Here is a 24,136-nt window from a genome sequence, read left to right as displayed (position 1 = left end):
GAATATCGTTTCCTCAGCATTAGTCTTTATCTAACAGCTTCTCAAAAGCCATCCGTGCGCCGCCGCGAAAATAAACCTTTCCACAATATTGGTAGTTCAACTTTTCCAGTATACGTAGCATCGCTTTGTTATCAAAATTGGTATCCACTTTCACACTATAAACATCCCGCTCCATAGCCAATTTTTCCAGTTCCTTCATTAGATGCGTCGCCGCTCCTTTGGTTTTAATATCCTGTGCTACTGCTACCCGATGAACCACTACATATTTTTCATTGCTTAGCCATTCTCCCTCAAGCGCTTCGTAAGCCGGTTCACCATCAAAAATAACGGCCATATAAGCCAGAATATCGTTTTTCGATATAAGCACATAGCCGTATCCCTTATCAATATCCTGTTTTACCGCCTCCGGATTCGGATAGCCATCTTGCCATTGCTCACTTCCCTGCTGTTTCCTTAATTCAATGGCTTGTTGTAAGATCTCCCAAATTCTGTCTTTATCTTCTATTGTTGCCGCTCGTAAAGTAAATTCGTTTGTCATAGTTCTAGAAAGCGTAAAAATACGGTTTTATAAAATCGTCTTGGTGATTTAATTGTCAAGAATCTTCATTCGTACACGGCTTTTATTAGAAGCAAAATTATAATTGAAGTAAAGAATTACACATTAAGTTATTATTTTTAACCATCATAAATCGTATTATCTAATTATGGCTCGCGCGTTATTCTCTTTTTTGTTATTACTTGTTGTCCAGTGTGTCCTAGCACAGCCCGATACCACGGATAATAGCTTAGTAGCTTATCATCAAAAATATGCGCTAGGGAATCGATCCACATCCTTTTTAAAGCAATATATACGCAAACTTGATTCACTTGATCAACCCGTAGATCAGCAATTACTGGATGAGTATGTGGGAACTTTACAAGTACGTGATCTGGACAATTTCGAAACGGTTAGTTTTCTTCTACAGCAAGGCCCTATACTCCAAAGCAAAACTTATAGGCTAATCTACATGAATCAAACCATTGTAGATAGCATCTATCATAAGCTTCCATTAGATGAACGCAAAAAAATAAATGGAAAAATCATTAAAAATACCACTCAAAAAGCCATACAGGAAAAAGATATCAACCTGGCTTATAATCTATCGAGTTTCATGTATAACGCCTGGCTGAAGAGCAATCCATTTCTTGCTGACATTGAACAAGATCGCGTCATGGTTGAATACCTAGAACAGGTTGCTGATACCACACAGTATTTCCGACGGGCGGTCAATTATTATGATCGCGTCTATTTGTATTCAACACCCGATTCGATGTTAAAAATGAACCTAGCAGCACACGACAATAAGCCGTACCGCCAACCCTTAGACAGTGCAATGCAAGCAAGATGGGAACATATTCCAGAAGCGAGAAAAAGGCAGTATGATACACTCTTTGCCAAAAGCTTACACCGCGCAGCAGCCAGTTTTATCAAGTTAGGTGCTAAAGGCCCTTATATTTATAACAGTTTACACTGGATTCAGGCCGCTATTAAATGGCGAAACGACGTACCGGAATATTACCATACCTATGCAACGATTTTAGCTTCACTTCAATTACTTCAGGAGGCTATATCCAAAGAAGAACAGGCTATTAAATTAGCCGATCGACAGCAACAAGATACTTCCCGGTATCGGCGTCAGTTGCAAGCACTGAGAGAAGCCCTCCAAAAAAAGAAAATATTTGTAGCAGATGTGACTAACCTTGCAGATTCAAATGAATAGGAATCGTAAATGACACCCTAACCGGAATCCCGCGCAATTTCCCGGGCTTCCATCTTGGAGCAGCACGGAGCACGCGAACACCTTCTTCCCCTGTTCCAAGCCCTAAATCTTGCACAACTTTTATATCAACCAGCTTCCCCTCTTTATCTACTACAAAGCTTAGTACAACAGCCCCGTTGACTCGTTGTTGATAAGCTTGTCGTGGGTACCTGTAGTTCATACCAATGAAACGATATAAAGCCGGCATCCCATCCGGATACACCGGACGTTCTTCCACTTTACTATAAGACACTTCTGTACCCGCGGAGTCAACGCTCGTTCCTTCTATCAGTTTACCTTCGGCATAACGTTCGGTATAGCTATATTTCCGTTTCAAAAAAGTCCCTTTCCATTGCCCGTCTTTATAGCCATTTTTATAAGCTCCCTCCTCAAAATCCTTGTCGTCATTCATATCCTTGACCTGTCCATTACCATCTTTAACCAATTGCGTTCCGAGAGAATCATAAAATACCATCAACTTGGCCGGGGGTACGTCCATTTTCAGGTTTTCTCTTCCCTTCCCTACCCTGCCCGGCGCAATCATTTCCGATTTGAGTTGGCCGTTTTTGTAATAATAGCGGCAATCACCTGCCAAAACACCATCAACGTATTGTTCTTCGCTTATTTTCTTACCATCTTTTTGAAAGGTTGTCACCAAATCGACCAAAGTAATCCGATCGTGAAAAAAAAAAGCACTCCCCGTACGATACACCTCTCCGGTTATGTATTGCTCCAACAGCTTATAGGGTGCATTCGGTTCTTTGCCCGGTGTTAGGGTACGTATATATTGTGCGCTATCCTTTTCTGCAACAATATGGCGGTGCTTATTAAGGTAAGTAACTATTTGATCTTGTCCAAAACCAGGCAACGAAAGCATCGTACCAAATAAAAAGACCATGAGCGTACTGAAACGCAGGAGAAAAATATTCATAAAATCTAGAGACGATTAAATATCGCCACTAATATAATAGCTCTATGTTAAACACAACAAAATAAGTGAAATTTAATAAAGTCACTTGGCGATATAATTTTATTAAGGCTGTACCACCCTATAAAAATGACAAAACTAACTGCTTAATCGGAATCCATTTTTCCGTAAATAACACATAGAACAACACAATAGTTCCAATTAAGATCAAAAACATCCATTCACTTTTCTTTACTTTCATACTATCTGATTTAAAAGAGGTTGCCCGTAAATACAGGCAACCTACAAAAAGGACCTCGCTACTTCAGCATTCCATATACCAAACCCGGAATGGTGCAATACCGAAGATATAAACCTACTGCATAACCAACATCATGGCCGAATGAAGTATTTTCATCAATATGTCCGCCTTCAATCTGTTGAAGCTCATCCATTGATAATTCGATGATTTGTTCACTTTTCATATCTATAAAATTAGTTAAAACAAACAGTTAAAAAGCTTCAGCAACACCTGCTTTGAAGCCTTTCCAATCACTAATTACAGCAGTAGCACCTGCAATAAGAACCCCTGCTGCAACTGTCGCTAAAAATCCTAATCCGCCATTAGTCGATTCAAGCTCTGCCTGAGTCATAGGCACTAAATCTGCATTTAAAATTTCGGTATTCATACGTGTTTACAAAAATTAATTAGGCCTACTCTATTAATTAAGGTTTTCGGCATACCCTTTTTTGATCATGACCGATGGTAAAATTATATAAAGCAAAAATCGGATACCATCCCTGAAAACTGGTATTTATGATAATACCAGTTTTCAGGGATTGCTTCACCTAGCTTAGCTCGGTAATTTTGAGTGAAGAGGATACTAAAATTCTCCTCTAACCCAGAGGTTGCTGAAAATCTTGAAAAGAGTAAGCGTTAAACAACAAGTTATAAAGATGGAAAAGACACCAAAAAATGCGGCAGAAGCAGTCGAAATCAAAGAACTGACAACAGAAGAACTGGCTAATGTAACAGGCGGATCCATTCTGGTTCCCATCATTGACATTATTGTTGGCGGGATTAAAGGAAATTTTCCAAAAATGTTCGCTTAAATTCACATTCGGTGCCTGATAAAAATTGGGCACCTCATTTTTCTAAGATGAACAGTAAGGTTATTTTTCCAGCAGAAATTGCCAATCTCACTACCGAAGGCCATTTCAACCGACATTATAACAATAGTAAAATCATCTATCTAATGACGCTATTGGCAATAAGTATCGGTTTTATTTCGCTCTTTTTCATTCGAGTTGACGTAAGCGTAGAAGGTACAGGTATCCTTACTCCTTCTGCAGAACGGAACGTGGTTAAAGCTCCTGTTGCCGGCCGAATCGACAAGGTTTATTTCAAACTAAATCAACCGGTAGCGGCGGGTGATATCCTATTCACTGTTCAAACAAATGTTATCGATGAACAATCGGGATATCTAATGCGAAAAAGTTCGGATCTTCAACAACGAATTAACGATTTATCAGCACTTGTAACACAAAAAAACAACTTTAACACTCAATTGTCCTTACGGACTTCTATTTACCGACAGCAACAAAACCTATATATTCAACAGCTGAAAGAAGCTGATTTAGCATTAGAAAACGCCTTGGTATCGTTTAACCGTAACAGGCAATTACACGAAAAACGCGTATTATCTGACGCGGAGTTTGAAAAATTCGTGTATGAAAAAGATCGTGCTACTTCCAAAAGAAAATTAGTCCAAGAGCAACAAATTTCACAGTGGCAAAATGATTTGGCTAATTTAAAGACTGAATTGAGTGAAATACACTCGCAACGAGATAAATATAAGCAAGAGTTAGACTTTTATACCGTCAGGGCCCCTATTAAAGGGTCTATTCAACAATTTAGTGGTCTTCTATCGGGCAATTTCGTCTCTGCAGGAGAAACGGTAGCCGAAATTTCGCCCGATTCTGGCTTGATAGCCACCGTAAACATTCTTCCGAAAGATATTGGCTTAATCTCTCTGAATCAACCCGTTCGCTTTCAGATTGATGCCTTTAATTACAACGAATGGGGCGTTGCCCATGGTACCGTATTTGACATCTCACGAGATGTATACTTAGACGAAAACCAATCACCTTATTTTCAGGTAAAATGCTCCTTAAAAGAAAACGCCTTACGGTCAAACAATGGTTATGAAGGCACCTTAAAAAAAGGGCTTGGTTTCCAGGCCAGGTTTATGGTAGCAAAACGATCTCTCTTTCAATTGCTCTATGATAAGGTGGATGATTGGTTAGATCCACGCCAAAACAAACCGAAAATGCTACTTAGAAAATAAAAGAGATGGGAAAGATAAAAATAAAGCAACATGACATTACGGACTGCGGCGCAGCCTGCCTAGTATCCGTCAGCGGCTTCTACAATCTGAAGATGCCCATTGCAAAAATACGCGCATTTGCTAGTACCGATCAGAAAGGAACCAACATACTAGGCATGATTTCGGCTGCGCAGCAACTCGGTTTCAGCGCAAAAGGTGTTAAAGGCACGCTCGACAGCTTGGCAAAAATCCCGCTACCAGCAATTGCCCATATCGTTTTCAAAAACGGTTTACATCACTATGTTGTACTTTATAAGCTCAGCAAACAGTACGTGCAACTCATGGATCCAGCAGATGGAAAAATGCACAAAGTCCCGTTAGAGACTTTTAAGGAACAATGGACCGGCGTACTTATTCTCCTCGCACCAAATGAAAACTTCCGGACAGGGAATGAGCGCATCTCGGTGTTTCGTCGCTTTGCCTTCTTATTGAAGCCACATCGGTCTGTCTTCACGCAAGTACTATTCGGCTCGGTTATCTATACTATTTTGGGCTTATCCACAGCTATTTTTGTGCAAAAGCTGATCGATCAGGTATTGCCCGATGGCAATCAAAATCTGCTGAATTTGTTGGGGCTTATCATGATTGTTATTCTCCTGCTGCAATTTTTCATCAACCATTCAAAAACGATATTCACCTTGCAAAGCGGACAGCAAATTGATGCCCGACTCATCCTGGGTTATTACAAACACTTGCTACAATTACCACAACAGTTTTTTGATAATATGCGTGTAGGGGAAATCATCTCACGTATTAATGATGCCGTCAAAATACGGACCTTTATAAACGATGTGCTCGTCAATATTGCCGTAAATATATTTATTATTATCTTCTCTTTTGGCTTGATGTTCACCTATTATTGGAAACTGGCTATCATCATGGCGCTCGTTATTCCCATTTATAGCCTTATCTATTTCATATCCAATAAATTGAATCAAAAAACACAGCGTACTATGATGGAGCGATCAGCCGATCTAGAGACGCAACTGGTTGAATCTATCAATTCCATTGGAACCATTAAACGGTTCGGATTAGAGCAGTTTGCCAACCTTAAGACGGAGAGTCGTTTCATCCATTTACTGCAAAATGTATATCAATCATCCGTCAATATGCTCTGGATAGGCAATACCAATCAATTTGTATCCAGTTTATTCACTATTATCCTTTTATGGGCCGGCGCAAGTTTTGTCTTAAACGGAGCCCTTACCCCCGGCGAATTACTTTCTTTCTATGCATTGATCGGTTATTTTACCGGACCAGTTAAATCCCTCATTGATATGAATCGCACCATGCAAGACGCTTTGATTGCTGCCGATAGGTTATTCGAAGTCATGGATCTTCATCATGAAGACAACGATCAAAAAGCTTGGTTAAATAAGGAATCGATAGGTGATATTCACTTTAAAGAAGTATCTTTTCGATATGGATCACGCACACAAGTGTTTGAAAAATTAAATCTTCATATTGAAAAGGGTAAAGTCACAGCCATCGTGGGTGAAAGTGGTTCCGGAAAAACCACCCTCCTTTCCCTTCTTCAGCGAATCTATGATATTCAAAGTGGCAGCATTCTTATCGGAGGTCTTGATATTAAATATGTAAAGCTGGAAAGTCTTCGTCAGATCGTATCGGTTGTACCACAGCAGATCGATCTATTTGCAGGTAATCTAATAGACAATATCGCCATTGGCGATTTAACGCCCGATATTAACTACATAATGGAAATATGCTCATCGCTCGGCATGCTTCCCTTTATTGAAAAATTACCGAACGGTTTCAACACCTATATTGGAGAAAACGGAACGGCTTTATCCGGTGGTCAACGACAACGCATCGCTATTGCTCGTGCGCTATATCGACGTCCTGAAATCCTCATCTTAGATGAGGCTACTTCATCACTGGATACAAGTTCTGAAAATCACATTCAAAGAGCACTTCATACCTTTCAATCACTCGGTAAAACAGTCATCGTCATCGCGCATCGATTGAGCACCATTGTAAACGCCCATAAAATTATTTTAATGAAGGAAGGGCAAGTGGTAGAAGAAGGCTCTCATTTTCAGCTCATGAAAAAACAAGCCCACTATTATCAGCTATGGCAACCGCAGCTGCCGCCTACGGAGATGACCGAACAACAAGTGGTAGCTTCGCATTAAACCTTCCATCCACGTGATTTTTGCTGTATATCCCACATGCTTCGATAAATCCCCTGCTTTGCCAATAATGCGCTATGCGTACCCAGCTCCGCCATCTCACCGTCCTTTAAAACCAAGATCTGATCTGCCTGTTGAATGGTTGCCAATTTATGCGCAATCACTACAACCGTTTTCAATTTCACTAATTCCTGAATTACCTGCTGAACATATAGTTCATCTTCCAGATCGGGGCTTGCCGTAGCCTCGTCCAACAGCACAATAGGCGTATCCTTCAATAAAGCACGAGCAATACTTATGCGCTGCTTTTGGCTGTCGGAGAGCTTATTCCCCCCGTTACCAATCAAAGCGTACATTCCCTTTGGCAATTCCCAGGCAAAATCTAACACCTGTGCCTTATCTGCCGCAGCAATAATCTCCTCCTCACTTGCGTCTGGCTTTCCGATCTTGATGTTGTTGTAAATAGTGTCGTCAACTAGATCGACATCCTGAAACACGTTGGTGATCAAGCTATAAAATTTATCCTGTTTAATATGCCGAATATCCACGCCTCCGATCTTAATGCGACCGGTATCTACACCCCGGCAGCACGCGATCAGCGAGGCTATCGTCGCTTTACCCGAACCCGTACCCCCTACCAATGCTAATATGGAATTTTCGGGAATTTCTAAATTCAGCTCCCGGGCCGCTAACTTATCTTGATTGCCAAAATTTACCCGGTCAAAGCTGATAGCGTAATGTTGTGGTAACTTGCCCCTCTCTGCTTCCAGCATCGGCTCCTCTGTTACTGTAATAATTTTTTTTAAATGCTCATCCATATAAACGTAGATATCAACCCTAACTATGTTCAAACGATTGTAGAGGTTGTATGCTCTTTTTTATTTAAAATTCCTCTTTACAGACAATCGTTCCGAACAATTTATACTTTTGTACAAAGCTAGCGCGTTATTAAACGCAAAGAGGTCCGCAAAACGGAGTAAAATGTCTGTCAAAAGGAATATTTGGACAATAAAAGACAACTATGGCCCTAAGACTGTATGATTATGAGCTTGGTGATCTCCTTATCAAAAGGGATTATCCCGGTATACTGTTGTCAAACGAGGGGGATGTATGTGAACAACGGACACGATTAATACACCCCGTTGCCAACGGATATTTTCAGGAAATTTATTTCGATGGCATTCATATCGGCTATGGAAAAGCGTCGTTTACAGAAAAAGTTTTCCTCAGCTTTGAAAGTGACTTCGAAACCGTGGAAATGCATTTTGCATTAAAAGGGAAAAGCGCTGCTTATTCTGACCGTTTTGGTAGGAGTATCGGTTTTGAGTCCAATCAACATAATATCATTTATGCCAATCAGATGAGAGGCGAGATGCGATGGGAAAGCAAAGACATTGAGATCTGCGAAATCAATTTTTCCCCGGCTTTCTTTAGACGATTTCTACCCGAAGACTCCACACTATTTATGCAGTTTCAACAGGCAATGGAAAAAGGCGAGGCAGGTATGCTGCAGCCGTATAACAATCGTATCAGCCATCCAATGTATCAGCTCATTCATGAAATCATGCAGTGCAACCGAAAGGGAATATTTAAGAAAATGTTTCTGGAGGCCAAAGTGATTGAGCTGCTATTGTTACAATTTGAACAACTGAGTGATGCCAAACCCTATCATACTTCTTTAAAGAAAAATGATATAGACAAAATCTATGCAGTTAGAGAATACTTGCAAAATAATCTAAATAACCCCTGCTCTCTCATCAACTTGGCACATCATGTAGGTACCAATGAGTTTACGCTCAAAAGGGGATTCAAGGAATTATTCGGCACCACCGTATTCGGTTTCTGGAACGACATTAAAATGGCGCAAGCCAAACAAATGCTCACCGAACAGCAGATGACCGTTGGCGAAGTATCCTTTCAAGTAGGCTATAAGGATCAGCGACATTTTTCAGCTGCTTTTAAAAGGAAATATGGAATATTACCAAGCCAATTAAAAAAATAAGCGACTCGCTAGCGTAACCGGTCAAATTAACATCGCTTCATTTAAACTTTACACCTTTTTAACCTCAGTTTCCTCACGCAACGCTTTAGTGTAAGCAAACAAGCATTCCGTGTAATCTTTTTTGTAAAAGCCTAAATAGTTACTTTCTTTATTACAATAACACTGAATCTATTAATTGCTCATTACTAAAACACATTATATGGAAGCTCTCGCAACGATTACACCCGAATCATTAGCCCTTATCCATTCCAAAATCCTGGACCCTTCCCTTAGCCAAAACAATCTCGGGCCCCGATCGCGGGAGGAGTTATTTCAACTTATTGACGTGCATACACCTTATTACGCGCTTCAAGATGTTCATGTGTTAAAAGACAATATCGTAGCCGCAAAAGTAATTGCCGAATCACCCCTTGGATTTGAGCAATCACCCATTACAATGGCCGAAGCCTGTCGACATCTTGCCATTCTCGGTTCAGTTGCTTGCGCTACCGTCAACCCTAATCAGTCAAAGCACTACTACTTAGCCCATAAAGGAACCTACAAACGAGTTTCAAACGAAAAGTTTGCGATCGGCAAACCCCTCACCATTTTGGCTGAGTGTGTATCATTCGATAAGCGACTTGCTAAGGCCAAAGCTTGTCTCATTGACGCAGAGAACAAGCTGATCTGCGGTATCGATGTCAGCTTTCATGTAATCCCCCAAGCGATGTTCAATAGGCTATTCGCCCATGCTTATCGAGATTATTTACCCGCCTTAACAAGTCCCTATTCGCGTAAAAACACACTATATGATTTAAAATTGTACGATACCGGTGCCACAGCCTCTTTGGGTGAAATAAAAGAACAAGATTGCAGTGGCCATTTCCCCAATCATCCGGCCTTACCGGTAGCAGTGCTTATGGGCGCCCTTCTCGATCTATGTATCGCCTTTGTTCAACATGCAACCGGTAGTATGCAAAATGGACTTATTGCAGACGGATGTACGTTACTAGCTGACAACTTAGCCTTGGCGGGTGATATCGTATCTTTAGAAGTTCGACTGGAGGCCCAAAGCAGCGCCTATTTCAAACTACGAGCGCTTGCAAAAACCGACGCAGGAAAAACGGTAGGCGATATAACGACGATTATCAATACCACTACCGTTTAATTTGAAAGTCAAGTTGGGAACCAAAAACAAATAAGCTATTGGGTAGCTCCACCATTAACCAACAAGTGCTGCCCGTTAACAAATGACGACAAACCGCTGGCAAAAAACTCGGCAATATTCGCTACATCTTCCACCTCGGCCAGTCGTTTCATCGGACAGCTATCGATGAGCGATTTTCGGAGTTCGGGATAACTGCCTTCTTCGGCAAAAATTCCGGAATGATCAACAGCAAAGGGTATGATGGAATTGACCGTTACCCCTCGGTGTCCAATTTCTTTCGATAGCACATCCACCAGATAGCGTGGTGTAATTTTGCTTCCACCATACACCGCCATTCCGGCTACCGGAAAGGCCGTCGTACTTGAGGCGATGTAAATAATACGCCCGTTATCTTCTACCGTTTTGGCGGCTTGTTGCATTGTAAAATAAGCCCCTTTGGTATTGATGGCAAATAGCCTGTCAAACTGCTCTTCCGTGAAAGCTGTAACCGGTGTTTCTACCATTTCGATACCGGCATTGGCCACTACAATATCAATCTTCCCAAACGCGGCCTTTGCCTCCTTGAATAGGCGTTCAATATCCGCTACTTTACTAACATCTGCCCGTATAGCTATTACGTTCGCTCCCATTGCCTTAATGTTCGAAACCACCTCGTCAGCCGAGGATATATCCCTCGAATAATTAATAACGATATTAGCACCCAAAGCGGCATAGCGCTCAGCAATTGCTTTACCAAGGCCTCTTGCAGAACCGGTTATGAGGGCTGTTTTATGATGTAAACTGTTCATTTCTTTTATCTTAATTTTATACCACCTGAAAATTAATTAAGCCATTCCTCCATTGGCGCCGATATTCTGTGCATTGATCCATTTTGCTTCATCACTGGCCAGAAACACCACCACCTCGGCAATATCATCCGTATTTGCAATCCGATTGAAGGGATTTAAAGCGGCTAAACGATCAATCGTTTCCTGCGATTTGCCTTCGAGGAATAAAGCGGTAGCAGTAGGGCCCGGTGAGAGGGAGTTGACGTTAATACCTCTACTGCCTATTTCCCTGGCAAATACACGCGTCAATTGTTCAACGGCAGATTTGGTAGCAACATAAGTACCATAAGTAGGCAACATCAAACGGTTTACACTGGTAGAAAAATTGATAATACTTCCATTATCCGCCAAGCGAGTCGCGGCTTCACGTAACGTATTAAAAACGCCCTTCACATTAATATCGAAGATCCGGTCAAAATCCTCGTCGGTTGTGTCTTTAATAAGTTTGTTGATCATAATACCCGCATTATTGACCAATACGTCAATCCGACCAAAATGAGCAATAGATTGATCGAACAACGACTTTACATCGGCGACTTTACTCACATCAGCCTGTACGGCGATCGCCTCACCTCCTTGTTCTTTTATGAAAGATACAACCGCGTCGGCATCGCTTTTACTGCCGGCATAGTTTACCACAACTTTTGCATGAGCTGCTGCCAATTTTTTGGCCACTTCAGCACCGATACCTTTAGAAGCACCGGTCACTAGGATTACTTTTTCTGCTAGATTATTCATTTGTCTATCTTTTAAATTTTGATAGAACAAAGTTAATATGCGCAATAATCGGTGGCTTTACGTGTATTACAGCAAGTGTTGCAAATTTTAAAGAAGATGCGCCTTCCGATACTGCACCGGCGAGGTACCGGTATGTTTTTTAAAGAAGTTACTGAAATGAGCGGTTTCAGAGAAACCTAACTTATACGTAATCTCTTTAATGGATATGGTAGAACGCTGCAAGAGTGTTTTCGCTTCAACCAAGGTCTTTTCAGCAATCCAGGTTACGATGGGTTTGCCGGTTTTGGATTTTATCACATTGCTTAAATAGTTAGGATGTAAATGTTGCGCGTCGGCGTAGTCCTGTACCTTAAATACGACCTCTACATTGCCGTTATTTAGATCGCGGTAATGTTTTTCCAATAACCTTTTGAAAGAAATAACGATCTGCGAACTCCGGTTACCTTCGTAAATCGGATTATAATCTTGCCAAATATGTTCCTTTATCTTATACAAAAGGATAGCAAGCAAATGCCCGATGATAGGGTATTTCGCCTCAGCCTTACCCAAGTATTCCTGTTGAATTTGCTTATAAATGCCTTCTACCGACTGAAAAAAAGCGTCTGATACCACTTGAGGCTTAACGGTTTCCGTTAATAGAAAGGGGAAGTTATCATAAATTTCTTTACTGATATAGTTTTTAAGAAATGCCTCATCAAAGGTGATTAGACAGATATCCTCAATATGAGTCCAACTAAACGTGCGGTAGTTACTCGGATTGGTAAAATAGACCGAATGCGGCTTTACTTCAAAAGTAAGCTCATCGATCGTATATTTCCCGGAACCTTCTTTTACAAATAAGAAAGAGAAAAAGTTGGGGCGATAGGAGGCTGATTGATAGGGTAGCGTAAAGCCAACATCCTTTAGATTAAAAATGGTAAAGCCTTCTGTAACATCAAGCAAGTCAACCGGCAGATGAAGGTATTGATATAGCTCTAACAGCGATTTAGACTCGAAGTTTTTTCTCATAATGCGATATCGAAGTTAGTCATTTGTCCGTTAAAAGGAGAAATGATTAAACAGCAATATTTAAAACCATTCCTTTTAGCTCCCAAGAAATTCGCTGCATCTAAAACAATTTTTTTGAGATCAAAGCGAGCAGTTGTTCTCTATACCCCGTACTAATCGGTAACTTTGTTTGTCGGATCAAGACTTGATTATCCACAATCTTCTCCAAGTGATCCAAGTTAATAATATAGGAATTATGTATACGTATGAAGTTTGGCGGTAACTGCTCTTCCAGTTGTTTCATGCGCCTATAAATAAGGACGCTTTCGTTGACGCATACGATATTGACGTACTCCTTGTTTGCTTTGCAATAAAGTATATCCCTGGATCTCATTTTCATTATCTGCTTTCCGGATTTTATGAAGATCGTATCATCTGACAACGTGAGCTCCTTAAGTCCGGCCGGGCGCCGGAGAGCGAAATATCCTTCCGTTTTACGAATCGCTTGCATAAATCGCTTAAAAGTTATAGGCTTTAACAGGTAATCAATGGCATTGTATTCATAACCTTCCATGGCGTGTGACGAATAGGCTGTCGTAAAAATAATACACTGGTCTTTCGGCAGCATAGAAGCCAGCTCCAACCCGGATATATTAGGCATATTGATGTCCAAAAAAATTAAGTCGACTTTATTATTTCTGAGAAAAGTCACTACTTCAAAAGCATCGTAGCATTTCTGCTTTAAGTTCAGAAAATCCACTTTCAGGATATAGTCTTCCAATAAACTCACAGCATTGGGTTCGTCGTCCACAATTAAGCAATTGATCATGTGTATAGCGGTATATTTAATGTGGCAAAGTAATAATTATCCTTTTCAACAATATCCAATCGAAATTGGTCTTTGTAAAGCAACTGCAATCGCGAACGAAGATTTTGCAGACCTACCCCCATTGTTTTGTTCACCGATGGCCTAAAGATCCGGTTACGCACGTCTATAGACAAGCTTTCAACCTCTACATTAATATGCAGAAAGAGTTCATTGGTCTTACTACGCTTATCGATACCATGCTTAAATACATTTTCAACGAGTGGAATAATCAGCATTGGAGGTACTTTTATACCATTGATTATCCCTTTTTCCCTGATTGTTGTCTGTAGCGGGTAGCGCATACGCATTTTCTCCAGATCAATATAATCATAAATAAAGTTCAACTCCTCGTTTAGCTGAATAAATTGTTGTTGCCCTGTATCTACAAAGTAGCGCATGATATTAGAGAGCTTACTTAATAGTGCTGCTGTTTCCGGCGACTGCTGTTGGGCTACGTAATAAATATTATTCAACGTATTAAATAGAAAATGAGGTTGCACTTGCGCTTTAAGCAGCTTTAACTCCATTTCAGCTGAGTGCTGTTTCAATCGTTCCTGCTCACGATGCAAAACAAAATAGTCCAATGCCACCCGAAGTATGCAGCTTATTATATAAACCAATATAGAAGGGATTAATAAAGCGACGAAAACTTCCATGCTCGTGCTTGTGTCTTGCTCTTGTGGATAAAACATAGCATAAAAATAAGACCTGAACGCAACACGGGCCCAACAAACAGTCAAAAGCAGTAGTAAAACCGATGTAAGATAAAGCAGCTTACGATTACGCTTATAGAAACGTGGAATGAGGTAGTATACATTTACATTGACGATAATGAAATAAGAAAATATATTCATAAAGCCAAAAACGAGAGACCTTATCGGTTCGGCATACATGAAATAGGAAAAACTTGTAATAGCGGTTATAAAAAGCCAAATCACTAACTGAAGTTGATTAACAGGCACGTCTTTGCTAAACACCTTTATCATGGCCCCAAAAGTATCAAGTTGATGCCTGATTTCCAATCATTTTCAATGCTTACTGCAGTTTTTTCAATAGATGAAGCATTGAAAAATAACGGTAAACGGTAGCAAAAAAAGCCCGGTCTTGTTGATTTTCTTCTGTCGGTTGTCAAAAAACACCAAATTTTGTCATGAGGTTGAGCAGCTTAAACCCACGCTCTAACACAAAACTTCGATCACATGACAAACCAAAACCGACTCCGCGTAGGTAAGAAATTAACAAGCAACTATGAAAATCGCTCGTAAACTTGCATTAGGTTTCATATTCATCTACGCCATCGTACTGTACAACTGTTCTTCTGAAAGTACGAATGCGAGAATGCAACATAATCAGCGAGTTCTTCAGGTAATTGCAGACAATAAATCCCCAAAAGCAGAGGCTGATCGATTAATGATCACGGCAGATAACCCCTTGCGTATGTGGGGCAGCTCACAAATAGGAAAGTGATTGGTGAATGGAACTCGCGCTCAAAAGAGAAGCCCATTGCCAAAACTATTCTTCACTAAACCAAGCCTTAACAAGATTCTGATGTTCATGCCAATCATACCGGCAATCACTACCATCGATAAGGAAAGCAAAATGGTTATCGTTTTTTGAAGGGATAATTAAGCAGCTTATACTTAACAATTTCCTCCAGTGAACCACAGCATTCGGGAAATACCGACATATCTACGGGAAATACAGGTATCACTCAGGGCCTTGCTCCAATCTACCTTTGTTTTGTTAACATTAAAGACATTGATTATGGAACACAAAAAATTAGTATGGTTATCACTAGTAGCTTTGCCGATCCTGTTTGCGGCTTGCGACAAGGGGTCACAAATGGGAGTACCCTCTACCATCACGGTAGAAAACGTATTAGATTCTCGCCCCTTGGTTGAATCTGGAACATTTCAAAATGAAGGTTCTGCGCCGGTGATTATGCCTGGAGAATCCCTATCCTTCCAATTCTCAGCAGCAAAAGGGCAAGCGCTCACCTTTGCCACCATGTACGGCTGGTCCAATGATTTATTCTTTGCACCCGAAAATCCGGGCATTACCCTTTACAAAGAAGACGGCACCCCGATTGAAGGCGATGTATCTGACCAGATCAAGCTATGGGATAACGGTACCCGTATCAATCAGGTACCCGGTGCTTCCGTAAGTCATCCCGGTACCGCAGAAACAGCTACTCAAAATATCACCGAAGTTGCGGGCACCGATGCACAGGGTAACACTTATGCTGCCGCCTCGGCTCTGATGAATGTCAGTCTGCATTATGAAGGTAATTCAACCTTTACGCTCACCATCAACAATACCTCCGGAAACACCAACAACCCAACCCCCTTCAGTCCAGGTGTATGGGCAATTTCCTACATTGCCGGAGGCGATCTTTTAAGTCCGACACCCTTGTATGAATCCGGTAAACCAAGCGCGAATGGTTTAACAAACATTGCAGAGATGGGCGACAACAGCGTGCTCGGCGAATATATCCAAAGTCAAACCGGCATTTTCACCCCCTTATCGCCAATATTGGTCGTCGTATACAAGGATATAGACAATCCCATTTACAAAGTCGGCGAAAACGATCGCGGACAAGGTTTAAAAGAGCTTGCCCAACAAGGAGATGCCAGCATATTGGCCGATCATCTCAAAACAGTTGAGGGTGTAAAAGCCGTTTACGTTTTACCGGCTGCCAATTCAACGGTGTTGTTACCAAAAGTAGGAGAACAGGCAGGAAGCAGTGTCTCGCAACAATTGAGTATCGCCGAAGGAGATCGGCTGGCAATTGCCACGATGTATGGACTATCGAACGATTGGTTCTTCGCCAGTAAAGATAATGGTGTAGATGCTACTCAAAAAGGAGATATCTCTACCACAATAGGCTTATTCGATAACGGGACGGCCGTCAATCAATTCCCCGGAGCCGGTATCACCCAGTTCAATTTGGCAGGTACCCCGCTGGAAGAAAGCGAGCCTATTCAAGAAGTGCCCAATCCCAATGCATTTACCACATTACCCGCAATCAATCATATTATCAAAGTAACGCTCCAATAAATCAATGCTTAGTGCGATGGGTGAGCTTGTAGCAATGCATCTCGCCCATCATTAAAAATAATAAAAATGAAAAATGCATTCCATGTTTTAACAAAAGAAGAAGTCTCCGAAAGAAATAAAAAGCTCTTCGAGAAGATGGAAAAATCCTTCGGTAAAATCCCCAATCTCTACAATGTAATGGCTTATTCTGAACATGCATTAGAAGCTTATCTCACCTTGGAAGATAGTTCCACCTCTCTTAGCCCTCGAGAAGTAGAGGCTGTCAATCTGGTAGTAAGTCAGGTGAATAATTGCATTTACTGCCTCAGCGCCCACACCCTCATTGCACGGTCAACAGGCATTGGAGAAAATGCGGCCCTGGCCATTAGGGGTGGAACTATTCCTTCCGATCCGAAATTAGATGCCCTGGTAAAGCTCGCCAAAGAGATCACTGAAAAAAAGGGGCAGATTGACCGTAAGCTGTTGACCGCCTTTTTTGAAGCAGGTTATACCAAAGAAAACCTCGTTGATTTAATCATGTTAATTGGTGATAGAACAATCAGCAATTTACTACATGCCGTAACCGAGGTGCCTGTCGACTTTCCCTTGGCCAAAGAACTCGTATAAATAAAGTAGAACGCTATTTAACTTACAAATGAAAAAGAAGAATACAACAGGAAAGTCTTTCCGTTTGATCTATAAAGTGACTCTTTTGTCGATGATGAGTGCAATCATAGCAACGCATACCTTCGGTCAAAATTCGATGCAGGGCGATGAGAAAATGATGAAAAAGGAGGGGACGGATTTGATGTATAAGGCTCCTGAGTCACCCGAAGATATCAGTCCGTTACTGACAGGCGAAACAATCCCGATGATCACACTGAAAGATGTTTCCGGTAAAGACTTCGAACTCCATCAGGCGGTAGCGACTAAACCCACCATACTTGTTTTCTATCGAGGTGGCTGGTGCCCGTACTGCAGCAAACAACTCGCCGCGTTGCAAGAATTAATGCCCGAGTTGGAAAAAATGGGTTATCAGTTAATTGCAATTAGCACGGACAGCCCGGAAGGATTACAGGCCTCTGCAACAGAAAAGCTTCTGGGTTATACCCTACTTTCCGATGCCGATTTAAATGCATCCAAGCAATTCGGATTAGCTTTTAAGGCTCCGAAAGCGTATTGGGAAATGTTGCCCAAAACCACCGGTGGTATGGATCAAGAGCTCCTATTACCCGTACCTTCCGTCTTTATCCTCGATAAAAGTGGCAAAATACACTATGAGTACATTAATCCCGATTTCAAGCAAAGGCTCAGTACAGAACTATTAAAAGCTGTAACACAAACCCTCTATAAAGAACTATAACATGAAGAACATAAAAATCTGTTTAAGCAGTATCCTGATCATCCCTTTTTGCTCGCTATTGCCAGCCAAGCTCGATGCTCAAATGAAAGAAAAAGCGATGACAACGGAAAGCGAAATCCGGTTTACAGGAGGTAAATGGAAAGATGTAATGGCAAGAGCCAAAAAGAGTGGTCAATATATCTTCGTTGACGCTTATACCTCATGGTGCGCACCTTGTAAACTGTTGAAATCAAAAACCTTCAAAGAGGCCCATGCGGCAAGTTATTACAATACCAATTACATTAACTACCGTATTGACATGGAAAAAGGAGAAGGACCGAAATTAGCCGAAAAGTGGCAGGTAAGTGCCTATCCTACCTTGCTCTTCTTCAGCCCCGAAGGTAAGTTGCTTATGCGGCAAGTGGGCTTTGTTACCGGTGATAAACTCGTTGACTTCGGAAAACAAGCAAAAACAAAAAGCTAGGAAAGAAATTTTGGCATGATAATCCATAGATTTGATAAAAATTGAGCGGTAGACAATGATCAGTGAATACATCGAAAACAGAACATTGGGTCGGTTTGTCATGCATAGCAACAACCGACTGCTCGCAGGGAAGGGCATACGGGAAGGGAACCCCGTCCCTATCAATACATTCGTTTATAATCGCGGAGAATCCCAGCGCGTTATCATCGATGAAATTGAATACATTATGCCCCAAACCTGTATCCTACCCTTGGTAGCCAATCAACACTTTCGGTTTGAACATCCGGAAAATCTAGTTGCTTGGCAATTCAATCGCGAGTTTTATTGCATCGTAGATCATGACGCAGAAGTAGGTTGCGTCGGCTTTCTCTTCTACGGCATTCAGCATCCCATGTTTATTCGATTGGAGCCGGAAGAGGTGAGCGAAATGGAGCATCTAGCGGATGTCTTTTCCCGTGAATTAAAGGTCCGGGATAATTTTCAGGGCGAAATGCTACGGACGCTGCTCAAACGCGTCATCATTAAGGTGACCCGTATTGCCAAGCAACAGCATGAAAGCTATCAGCTGAATCCGGACGAAAAGATGGATATCGTGCGGAAATTTTCCCTTCTCTTGGAAGCAAATTTCAAAACCGAACACGAGGTAAAGTTTTATGCTGCCCTGCTGAATAAATCACCCAAAACCTTAAGTAATGTATTTGCCTTGTTAAAACAGTCGGCCCCCTCAGTTCTTATACGTAACAGAATCATCCTGGAAGCCAAACGCTACCTCCATTATACCGATCGGTCGGCCAAAGAAATTGCCTATGAGCTCGGTTTCGAAAGCCCCGCCCATTTTAGCAAATATTTCAAACAACATACCGGGCATAATATTTCCGAATTCAGAACAACCGAAGAGCGTGATTAAAAGAGCCAAGCTATGATAACTATTGAGATGCCCCTCATACAGGCGATCAGTGAGGAAAATAGAAATTATATTCGATATTTTGATGAAAAACTCGGGCACGTGCCAAACCTCTATCTATCCATGATGCATTCGAATCATGCCTTTCGAAACTTCTATCGCTTTCATGGTCGGAAAACCAGTCTTTCTTTAAAAGAACGTGAAGCCATTAGCCTCGTCATGGCCCAGCTGAACAATTCGCTTTATTGCCTCAGCGCCCATACCATGATTGCCAAACTGAATGGATTTAGTGAGGAGGAAATTATGCAATTACGTGACGGAAAAGCAAATTTCGACACCAAACTTGCTACGCTCGCCCGTTTGGTAAAAAGTATGGCAGTACGCAAAGGTAAAAATATCACCAATGAACTAAATGCCTTCTTCGATGCGGGCTATACGAAAGAGCATCTATTAGATGTCCTAGAAACCATAGGAGAAAGTTATATGAGCAACTTCATGGCAAAAACGATGCAAGTGCCGCTTGATTTTCCAGAGGCACCTGTACTTAAAAAAAATGACGAAGATGAAAATGACGATATTGCATGAATTCTCTCTGCCTTGATTTCGAACCGGACCAGCCTTAAACGAAATCGGCCCAAGCCGCATCCTCTTCATAATCAATCACCGGTACGGCATCATTATTAGCGGTCAGTTGTCCGATCAACATATTCAAATCCATCCCCATATGCTTTTGCGTAATATCAACCAATTCACGGTTAAATCCGGCATCCTGCAACACCACCACCATCTGGAAACAGATTACCCGCGCAATGATCCGGCCAAGCGTTACCAAATCTCGCTTTTTAGGTTGCTCGGGAAAGCTAAAATCTAAACATCCGGCAAAATAAGGGGCAGCCTGTGCCGTCAGTTCATAGCCATTCAAATAGCGTAGCAGATTCGACTCTTTATTTTTCCGCATCAGTTTGGCAACCGATTCAGCCACTTGTGTATAGAGCATTTCATTCGAACCTTCAAAAATCTGGAAAGGTCGGCTATCCACTACTGCTCTACCCGCTATATGATCCAAGCGGTAACCATTGGCCCCGGCCAGTTGCAGTGCTATCTGTGCCGACTCCTGCATTAAGTCGGTCACCAATGCCTTCACACTGTTCGCATCCACGCCGTTGCCCGAAACATCCTGTTCAATCGAGCTAACTTTAGAACTGTATGAGCACATGGCCGAACAGATCGTGTAGGCGGCCTGAATACGCGATAGCTGAAATTGCACCGCATCCAATTCGTACAAACGCTGGCCTGCAACTACCCTCGTTTTGCAGTGCAGCAACGATTCATCCAGCAATCGTTTAATAAAGCCCATACCCATGCCCGGAAACTGCAATCGACTGCGATGCAAGGTATCCAGCATCAACTTAAGCCCTGTACTTTCCGGAAGCAGACGCTGCGTAGCCGGCACTTCCACATCAATAAGGTTCAAGCCATAAGGAATAGCATATAGGCCTAAGCTGTTATAACGCTCTTTCACGTCGATCTGCTGTTCAGCAAGCGCATTATCGGTGAAGAAAAAGTCGATATCCCGAACCAACTCGCCCTGTTCATTTTTTTTCCGTGCCGCTACCAACCAAAAGTCAGCTGCGCCCGTTAAACCCTGCCAATGTTTTTCGCCCTTAATTCGATAACCGTTTGCTTCTTCCTGATAAAAAGTTTGCATATTAAGTGCATCACTACCATAATCCGGTTCCGTAATCATCAAACCTCCCATCGCCTTGTTTTCCAAAAATCGCCTAAAAACCCGTTCCTGTGCAGCCACATGGCCATATTTTGCAAAAGGCTCCAAAAACAGGGCAATATTAATCCCAAAAATAAGCGAGAGCGATAAGGACTCATAAGACGCTGCAGACAATACGCTCAAACACTCCTTCACCTTCATGCCACGGCCACCATAGTTTTCGGGAATTGCCACGGCAAGCGGCTGCATATCCATGATTTCACTTAAAAAACCAGGTGGCAGTCCCCTTTTCAAACTGAGGGCATTATAGTCATGTTCAGTGTTAAACAAGCTGGCTAAACGCTTCCTGAACGAATTTATAAAGATGTTAAAATTTTGCACTTCACGGGTAATCTCTGTGGTATTGATCATAGGTATATGTTTTATTACAATGAACTCACACAAAGCTACCGATCAGAAACCCAAAAGCCTGTTTGATTCCGTGCAAGGATTAGGACAAATCGTGCATATTATTTTTTTATGGACTGGCGGTATTCGCTAGGTGACATACCTACCAATTTTTTGAACACCCGCGAGAAGTAAGACGGATCCTGAAAATCCAGTTCATAACAGATATCCGACACGCTTTTGCTCGATTCCAATAACAAAAGCTGTGCGTGCATTACCAACACTTCCAGAATAAGCTGTTTCGATGACTTATTGTACACCATGGAGACACATCGATTTAAATAGTTGGCCGATATAGCAAGCTTGTCGGTATAAAAACCAATCTGTTTCTGTTTCCGGCAATGCTTATGCACCAGTTGCTTAAACAGCGTAGCAATCTCTTGGATTCGGCTGAGGCTATGGTTTGATGCGGAAAGTTTAATAGTTTTCAGCAACAGGGATTTCAACAAGCTTTCGGCCAGCTCTTTATAAGGTTCACGCGTATGTAGCTCTTCGTAAAGCAGTTGGAAAAGTTGGTGGAGCCTCGTACTTTCCTCATCCGTTAAATTCACAAGCGGTGAAATGGTAAAGATGTTCAGAATCTCCTGTTCCCGAAAGATGGAGGTCATCGCACTATCGTTTATCAAGACGCAATGGCCCTTTGCCGATGGATCGACTGATTTGATGGCGGCGATGTTGCCATAAGTACTGATAAGGATCGCCGGGGCTTTCACTGTATATACCTTAGATCCAACCTGATGTGCAAAAGAACCCGCGGTGATATGCACCAGCAAATTATAACCAAAAAGGATGGGTGGTACCGGGATCTTGATATACGGCGCAATTTCGCTGAGGCGGAACACCTTTACCGGCGAATGCTGGTAACGCAGGTGATCCATGTTACCCACCATAAATCGTTCTACAAACTCATCTGCATTTACCGGTTTCTCCATAGCTGATACAAACTTATATAAAGCAGGCCTTTTGTGCAATCCCCTAATCATTCAAATTAGACAAACGGTTGCGTTCCCAAAATAGTTGTTTACATTAAATACTTTTTTTAGCATTGTAAGTATTAATACAAAAAGCCAATTACAAACGCTACTGTAACAAGGTAGTATATCAGGTACTCGCAATCTTCATGTTTTGCAGAAAAGAAGCCAAAATCAGATGGAAGAAAAAAAAGTTCAAACACGGATTCTATCGCTCGATGTCATGCGCGGGCTCATTATGATCTTATTGGCCGCGGAAAGTTGCGAGCTCTATACGGCCTTATCCTCAACCTATTCAAGCGGATGGCCACAGGGTATCATACATCATTTTTTTCATCACGAGTGGCATGGGCTCTATTTTTGGGATCTGGTGCAGCCCGCCTTTATGTTCATTGCCGGTACCTCACTGTATCTGTCCTTTCAACGTAAACAAGCCGCTGGTGTCAGCTGGTCATCGCACTTTAAAAGCGTTGCTTGGCGTTCGGCAAAGCTTTTCCTTTGTGGCGTTGCCTTGCATTGCGTGTACAGTGGCAAACTCGTTTGGGAACTCTGGAACGTACTAACCCAATTGGCTTTTACAACCATCATCGCTTATCTGATCATCCGTTGGTCTTTTCTTCAGCAATTGCTATTCAGTCTTTTTTTGCTGCTGCTTACCGATATCCTTTATCGTTTTACCACCATACCGGGATATGATCAGCCTTTCGTATTGGGGAAAAACTTCGGCACTTACATCGATATGCTCGTAATGGGCAAAGATAACGATGGCGGTTGGGTAACCATCAACTTCATCCCAACCGCCGCCCATACCATTTGGGGTGTCCTTGCAGGAAAAGTCCTATCAAGCGTCTCCAACGATGTGGCAAAAAGCAAGCAATTAATCCTTGCTTCCCTAAGCTGTCTGCTCATCGGTTATATGCTAGATTGGACGTTGCTCAGCCCTATCATCAAACGCATCAGTACGCCCGGTTTTGTGTTCGTCTCCGGTGGCTATATATTGGCTATACTTGCCTTCTTCCGGTGGCTGATTGATGTTAAAGGATACCAATCAGGCGCCTGGATTTTTGTGGTGGTTGGTATGAACCCCATTTTCATCTATCTATTTTTTGAAACCGTTGGCAAGCAATGGTTCAATGGCATCGTGAATCTATTTGTCGGCGGAGGGCTTCACCTCCTCGGTTTATCGGCTGATCCAACGGCTATCCTTGTTGCTATTGCTACCCTGTTTTGCGAATGGTATCTATGCTATTGGCTTTATCAGAAACGTATCTTTTTTAAATTATAGTTTTCTTTTATTAACCTGCGATGTGTTACCTCTTGCTGCTTTACAAAAACACGTACGACTTTTTGTTGTACAGCACATTTTTATGTAGGAGTTTAACCTTCATGACGCACAGAAGCTGTTTTTATGATC

Annotated in this window: 26 protein-coding genes; 14 read left to right on the top strand and 12 right to left on the bottom strand. The window is 41.9% G+C overall.

Going from position 1 to position 24,136, the window contains the following annotated elements; genetic code table 11:
* Positions 1-19: 19 nt before the first annotated feature.
* A complete protein-coding gene (locus E0E36_RS05665; protein ID WP_041387073.1) occupies positions 20-538 on the bottom strand; it encodes a GNAT family N-acetyltransferase in 519 nt (172 codons plus the stop codon).
* Between the two features lie 166 nt (positions 539-704).
* On the opposite strand from E0E36_RS05665, the gene E0E36_RS05660 reads away from it, so the two are divergent.
* On the top strand, positions 705-1,760 hold the full coding sequence (locus tag E0E36_RS05660; protein WP_130855082.1) for a hypothetical protein: 1,056 nt from the start codon (positions 705-707) through the stop codon (positions 1,758-1,760).
* On the opposite strand, the gene E0E36_RS05655 is transcribed toward E0E36_RS05660, so the two are convergent.
* The 3 genes from E0E36_RS05655 to E0E36_RS05645 all read right to left on the bottom strand — a co-directional run bounded on the left by E0E36_RS05655 (position 1,735) and on the right by E0E36_RS05645 (position 3,395).
* Positions 1,735-2,730, bottom strand: coding sequence for an energy transducer TonB (locus E0E36_RS05655; RefSeq protein ID WP_130855081.1), 996 nt, complete (start codon positions 2,728-2,730; stop codon positions 1,735-1,737). The genes E0E36_RS05660 and E0E36_RS05655 overlap by 26 nt on opposite strands.
* Before the next feature lie 296 nt (positions 2,731-3,026).
* Positions 3,027-3,191 (bottom strand): bacteriocin, encoded by a 165-nt coding sequence (locus E0E36_RS05650; protein WP_130855080.1) that lies wholly within the window; start codon positions 3,189-3,191, stop codon positions 3,027-3,029.
* Positions 3,192-3,218: 27 nt separating this feature from the next.
* Positions 3,219-3,395, bottom strand: coding sequence for a class IIb bacteriocin, lactobin A/cerein 7B family (locus tag E0E36_RS05645; protein WP_130855079.1), 177 nt, complete (start codon positions 3,393-3,395; stop codon positions 3,219-3,221).
* 268 nt (positions 3,396-3,663) lie between these two features.
* Between E0E36_RS05645 and E0E36_RS05640 the strand changes: the two genes are divergently transcribed.
* Genes E0E36_RS05640 through E0E36_RS05630 form a run of 3 tightly spaced genes read left to right on the top strand, consistent with a single transcriptional unit; the run spans position 3,664 to position 7,246 of the window.
* On the top strand, positions 3,664-3,819 hold the full coding sequence (locus E0E36_RS05640) for a class IIb bacteriocin, lactobin A/cerein 7B family (protein WP_130855078.1): 156 nt from the start codon (positions 3,664-3,666) through the stop codon (positions 3,817-3,819).
* A gap of 11 nt (positions 3,820-3,830) precedes the next feature.
* Positions 3,831-5,054 carry an HlyD family secretion protein gene (locus E0E36_RS05635; RefSeq protein WP_149104986.1) on the top strand — a complete coding sequence of 408 codons (1,224 nt, stop codon included), beginning with the start codon at positions 3,831-3,833 and terminating at the stop codon, positions 5,052-5,054.
* A 5-nt stretch (positions 5,055-5,059) separates the two neighbouring features.
* The gene (locus tag E0E36_RS05630) at positions 5,060-7,246 is read left to right on the top strand and encodes a peptidase domain-containing ABC transporter (RefSeq protein WP_130855076.1); all 2,187 of its coding nucleotides are present in this window, start codon (positions 5,060-5,062) and stop codon (positions 7,244-7,246) included.
* Here the strand turns inward: E0E36_RS05630 and E0E36_RS05625 are convergent.
* The gene (locus E0E36_RS05625) at positions 7,243-8,061 is read right to left on the bottom strand and encodes an ABC transporter ATP-binding protein (protein WP_130855075.1); all 819 of its coding nucleotides are present in this window, start codon (positions 8,059-8,061) and stop codon (positions 7,243-7,245) included. The two genes, E0E36_RS05630 and E0E36_RS05625, sit on opposite strands and share 4 nt — an antisense overlap.
* 203 nt (positions 8,062-8,264) lie before the next feature.
* On the opposite strand from E0E36_RS05625, the gene E0E36_RS05620 reads away from it, so the two are divergent.
* Both E0E36_RS05620 and E0E36_RS05615 read left to right on the top strand, forming a co-directional pair.
* On the top strand, positions 8,265-9,245 hold the full coding sequence (locus tag E0E36_RS05620) for a helix-turn-helix transcriptional regulator (RefSeq protein ID WP_130855074.1): 981 nt from the start codon (positions 8,265-8,267) through the stop codon (positions 9,243-9,245).
* Positions 9,246-9,444: 199 nt separating this feature from the next.
* The gene (locus E0E36_RS05615) at positions 9,445-10,392 is read left to right on the top strand and encodes a hypothetical protein (RefSeq protein ID WP_130855073.1); all 948 of its coding nucleotides are present in this window, start codon (positions 9,445-9,447) and stop codon (positions 10,390-10,392) included.
* A 35-nt stretch (positions 10,393-10,427) separates the two neighbouring features.
* Here E0E36_RS05615 and E0E36_RS05610 read toward each other — a convergent pair whose 3' ends face one another.
* The 5 genes from E0E36_RS05610 to E0E36_RS05590 all read right to left on the bottom strand — a co-directional run bounded on the left by E0E36_RS05610 (position 10,428) and on the right by E0E36_RS05590 (position 14,798).
* Positions 10,428-11,180, bottom strand: coding sequence for an SDR family oxidoreductase (locus E0E36_RS05610; RefSeq protein ID WP_130855072.1), 753 nt, complete (start codon positions 11,178-11,180; stop codon positions 10,428-10,430).
* Between the two features lie 36 nt (positions 11,181-11,216).
* Positions 11,217-11,957, bottom strand: coding sequence for an SDR family oxidoreductase (locus E0E36_RS05605; protein WP_130855071.1), 741 nt, complete (start codon positions 11,955-11,957; stop codon positions 11,217-11,219).
* Positions 11,958-12,044: 87 nt separating this feature from the next.
* Entirely contained in the window at positions 12,045-12,965 is a 921-nt protein-coding gene (locus E0E36_RS05600; RefSeq protein WP_242627131.1) for a helix-turn-helix domain-containing protein, read from the bottom strand.
* 100 nt (positions 12,966-13,065) lie between these two features.
* A complete protein-coding gene (locus tag E0E36_RS05595; protein ID WP_130855069.1) occupies positions 13,066-13,773 on the bottom strand; it encodes a LytR/AlgR family response regulator transcription factor in 708 nt (235 codons plus the stop codon).
* A complete protein-coding gene (locus tag E0E36_RS05590) occupies positions 13,770-14,798 on the bottom strand; it encodes a sensor histidine kinase (RefSeq protein WP_130855068.1) in 1,029 nt (342 codons plus the stop codon). Before E0E36_RS05590 ends, E0E36_RS05595 begins: the two co-directional genes overlap by 4 nt.
* Positions 14,799-15,060: 262 nt before the next feature.
* Here E0E36_RS05590 and E0E36_RS05585 point away from each other — a divergent pair, with 262 nt between their 5' ends.
* The 7 genes from E0E36_RS05585 to E0E36_RS05555 all read left to right on the top strand — a co-directional run bounded on the left by E0E36_RS05585 (position 15,061) and on the right by E0E36_RS05555 (position 20,163).
* Entirely contained in the window at positions 15,061-15,279 is a 219-nt protein-coding gene (locus E0E36_RS05585; RefSeq protein ID WP_130855067.1) for a hypothetical protein, read from the top strand.
* 297 nt (positions 15,280-15,576) lie between these two features.
* Positions 15,577-16,869 carry a spondin domain-containing protein gene (locus tag E0E36_RS05580; RefSeq protein ID WP_130855066.1) on the top strand — a complete coding sequence of 431 codons (1,293 nt, stop codon included), beginning with the start codon at positions 15,577-15,579 and terminating at the stop codon, positions 16,867-16,869.
* Positions 16,870-16,935: 66 nt separating this feature from the next.
* Positions 16,936-17,475 carry a carboxymuconolactone decarboxylase family protein gene (locus E0E36_RS05575; protein ID WP_130855065.1) on the top strand — a complete coding sequence of 180 codons (540 nt, stop codon included), beginning with the start codon at positions 16,936-16,938 and terminating at the stop codon, positions 17,473-17,475.
* Between the two features lie 28 nt (positions 17,476-17,503).
* Positions 17,504-18,211, top strand: a complete 708-nt coding sequence (locus tag E0E36_RS05570; protein ID WP_130855064.1) for a peroxiredoxin-like family protein — start codon at positions 17,504-17,506, stop codon at positions 18,209-18,211.
* Between the two features lies 1 nt (position 18,212).
* On the top strand, positions 18,213-18,674 hold the full coding sequence (locus tag E0E36_RS05565; protein WP_130855063.1) for a thioredoxin family protein: 462 nt from the start codon (positions 18,213-18,215) through the stop codon (positions 18,672-18,674).
* Between the two features lie 55 nt (positions 18,675-18,729).
* Positions 18,730-19,581: an AraC family transcriptional regulator gene (locus E0E36_RS05560; RefSeq protein ID WP_130855062.1), complete on the top strand. Its 852-nt coding sequence runs from the start codon at positions 18,730-18,732 to the stop codon at positions 19,579-19,581.
* A gap of 12 nt (positions 19,582-19,593) precedes the next feature.
* Positions 19,594-20,163 carry a carboxymuconolactone decarboxylase family protein gene (locus E0E36_RS05555; protein WP_130855061.1) on the top strand — a complete coding sequence of 190 codons (570 nt, stop codon included), beginning with the start codon at positions 19,594-19,596 and terminating at the stop codon, positions 20,161-20,163.
* Positions 20,164-20,197: 34 nt separating this feature from the next.
* Here the strand turns inward: E0E36_RS05555 and E0E36_RS05550 are convergent, their stop codons facing one another.
* Together E0E36_RS05550 and E0E36_RS05545 are read right to left on the bottom strand one after the other, a co-directional pair.
* Positions 20,198-21,715, bottom strand: coding sequence for an acyl-CoA dehydrogenase family protein (locus E0E36_RS05550; RefSeq protein ID WP_130855060.1), 1,518 nt, complete (start codon positions 21,713-21,715; stop codon positions 20,198-20,200).
* Positions 21,716-21,813: 98 nt separating this feature from the next.
* On the bottom strand, positions 21,814-22,683 hold the full coding sequence (locus tag E0E36_RS05545; RefSeq protein ID WP_041387937.1) for a helix-turn-helix domain-containing protein: 870 nt from the start codon (positions 22,681-22,683) through the stop codon (positions 21,814-21,816).
* A gap of 217 nt (positions 22,684-22,900) precedes the next feature.
* Between E0E36_RS05545 and E0E36_RS05540 the strand changes: the two genes are divergently transcribed.
* On the top strand, positions 22,901-24,007 hold the full coding sequence (locus E0E36_RS05540) for an acyltransferase family protein (RefSeq protein ID WP_130855059.1): 1,107 nt from the start codon (positions 22,901-22,903) through the stop codon (positions 24,005-24,007).
* Positions 24,008-24,136 lie beyond the last annotated feature (129 nt).

It is taken from the genome of Olivibacter jilunii (assembly GCF_900607235.1).
Classification (GTDB): Bacteria; Bacteroidota; Bacteroidia; order Sphingobacteriales; family Sphingobacteriaceae; genus Olivibacter; species Olivibacter oleidegradans.
The sequence above is the reverse complement of the archived record's forward strand: the minus strand, read 5'-3'. Positions and strand labels throughout refer to the sequence as shown.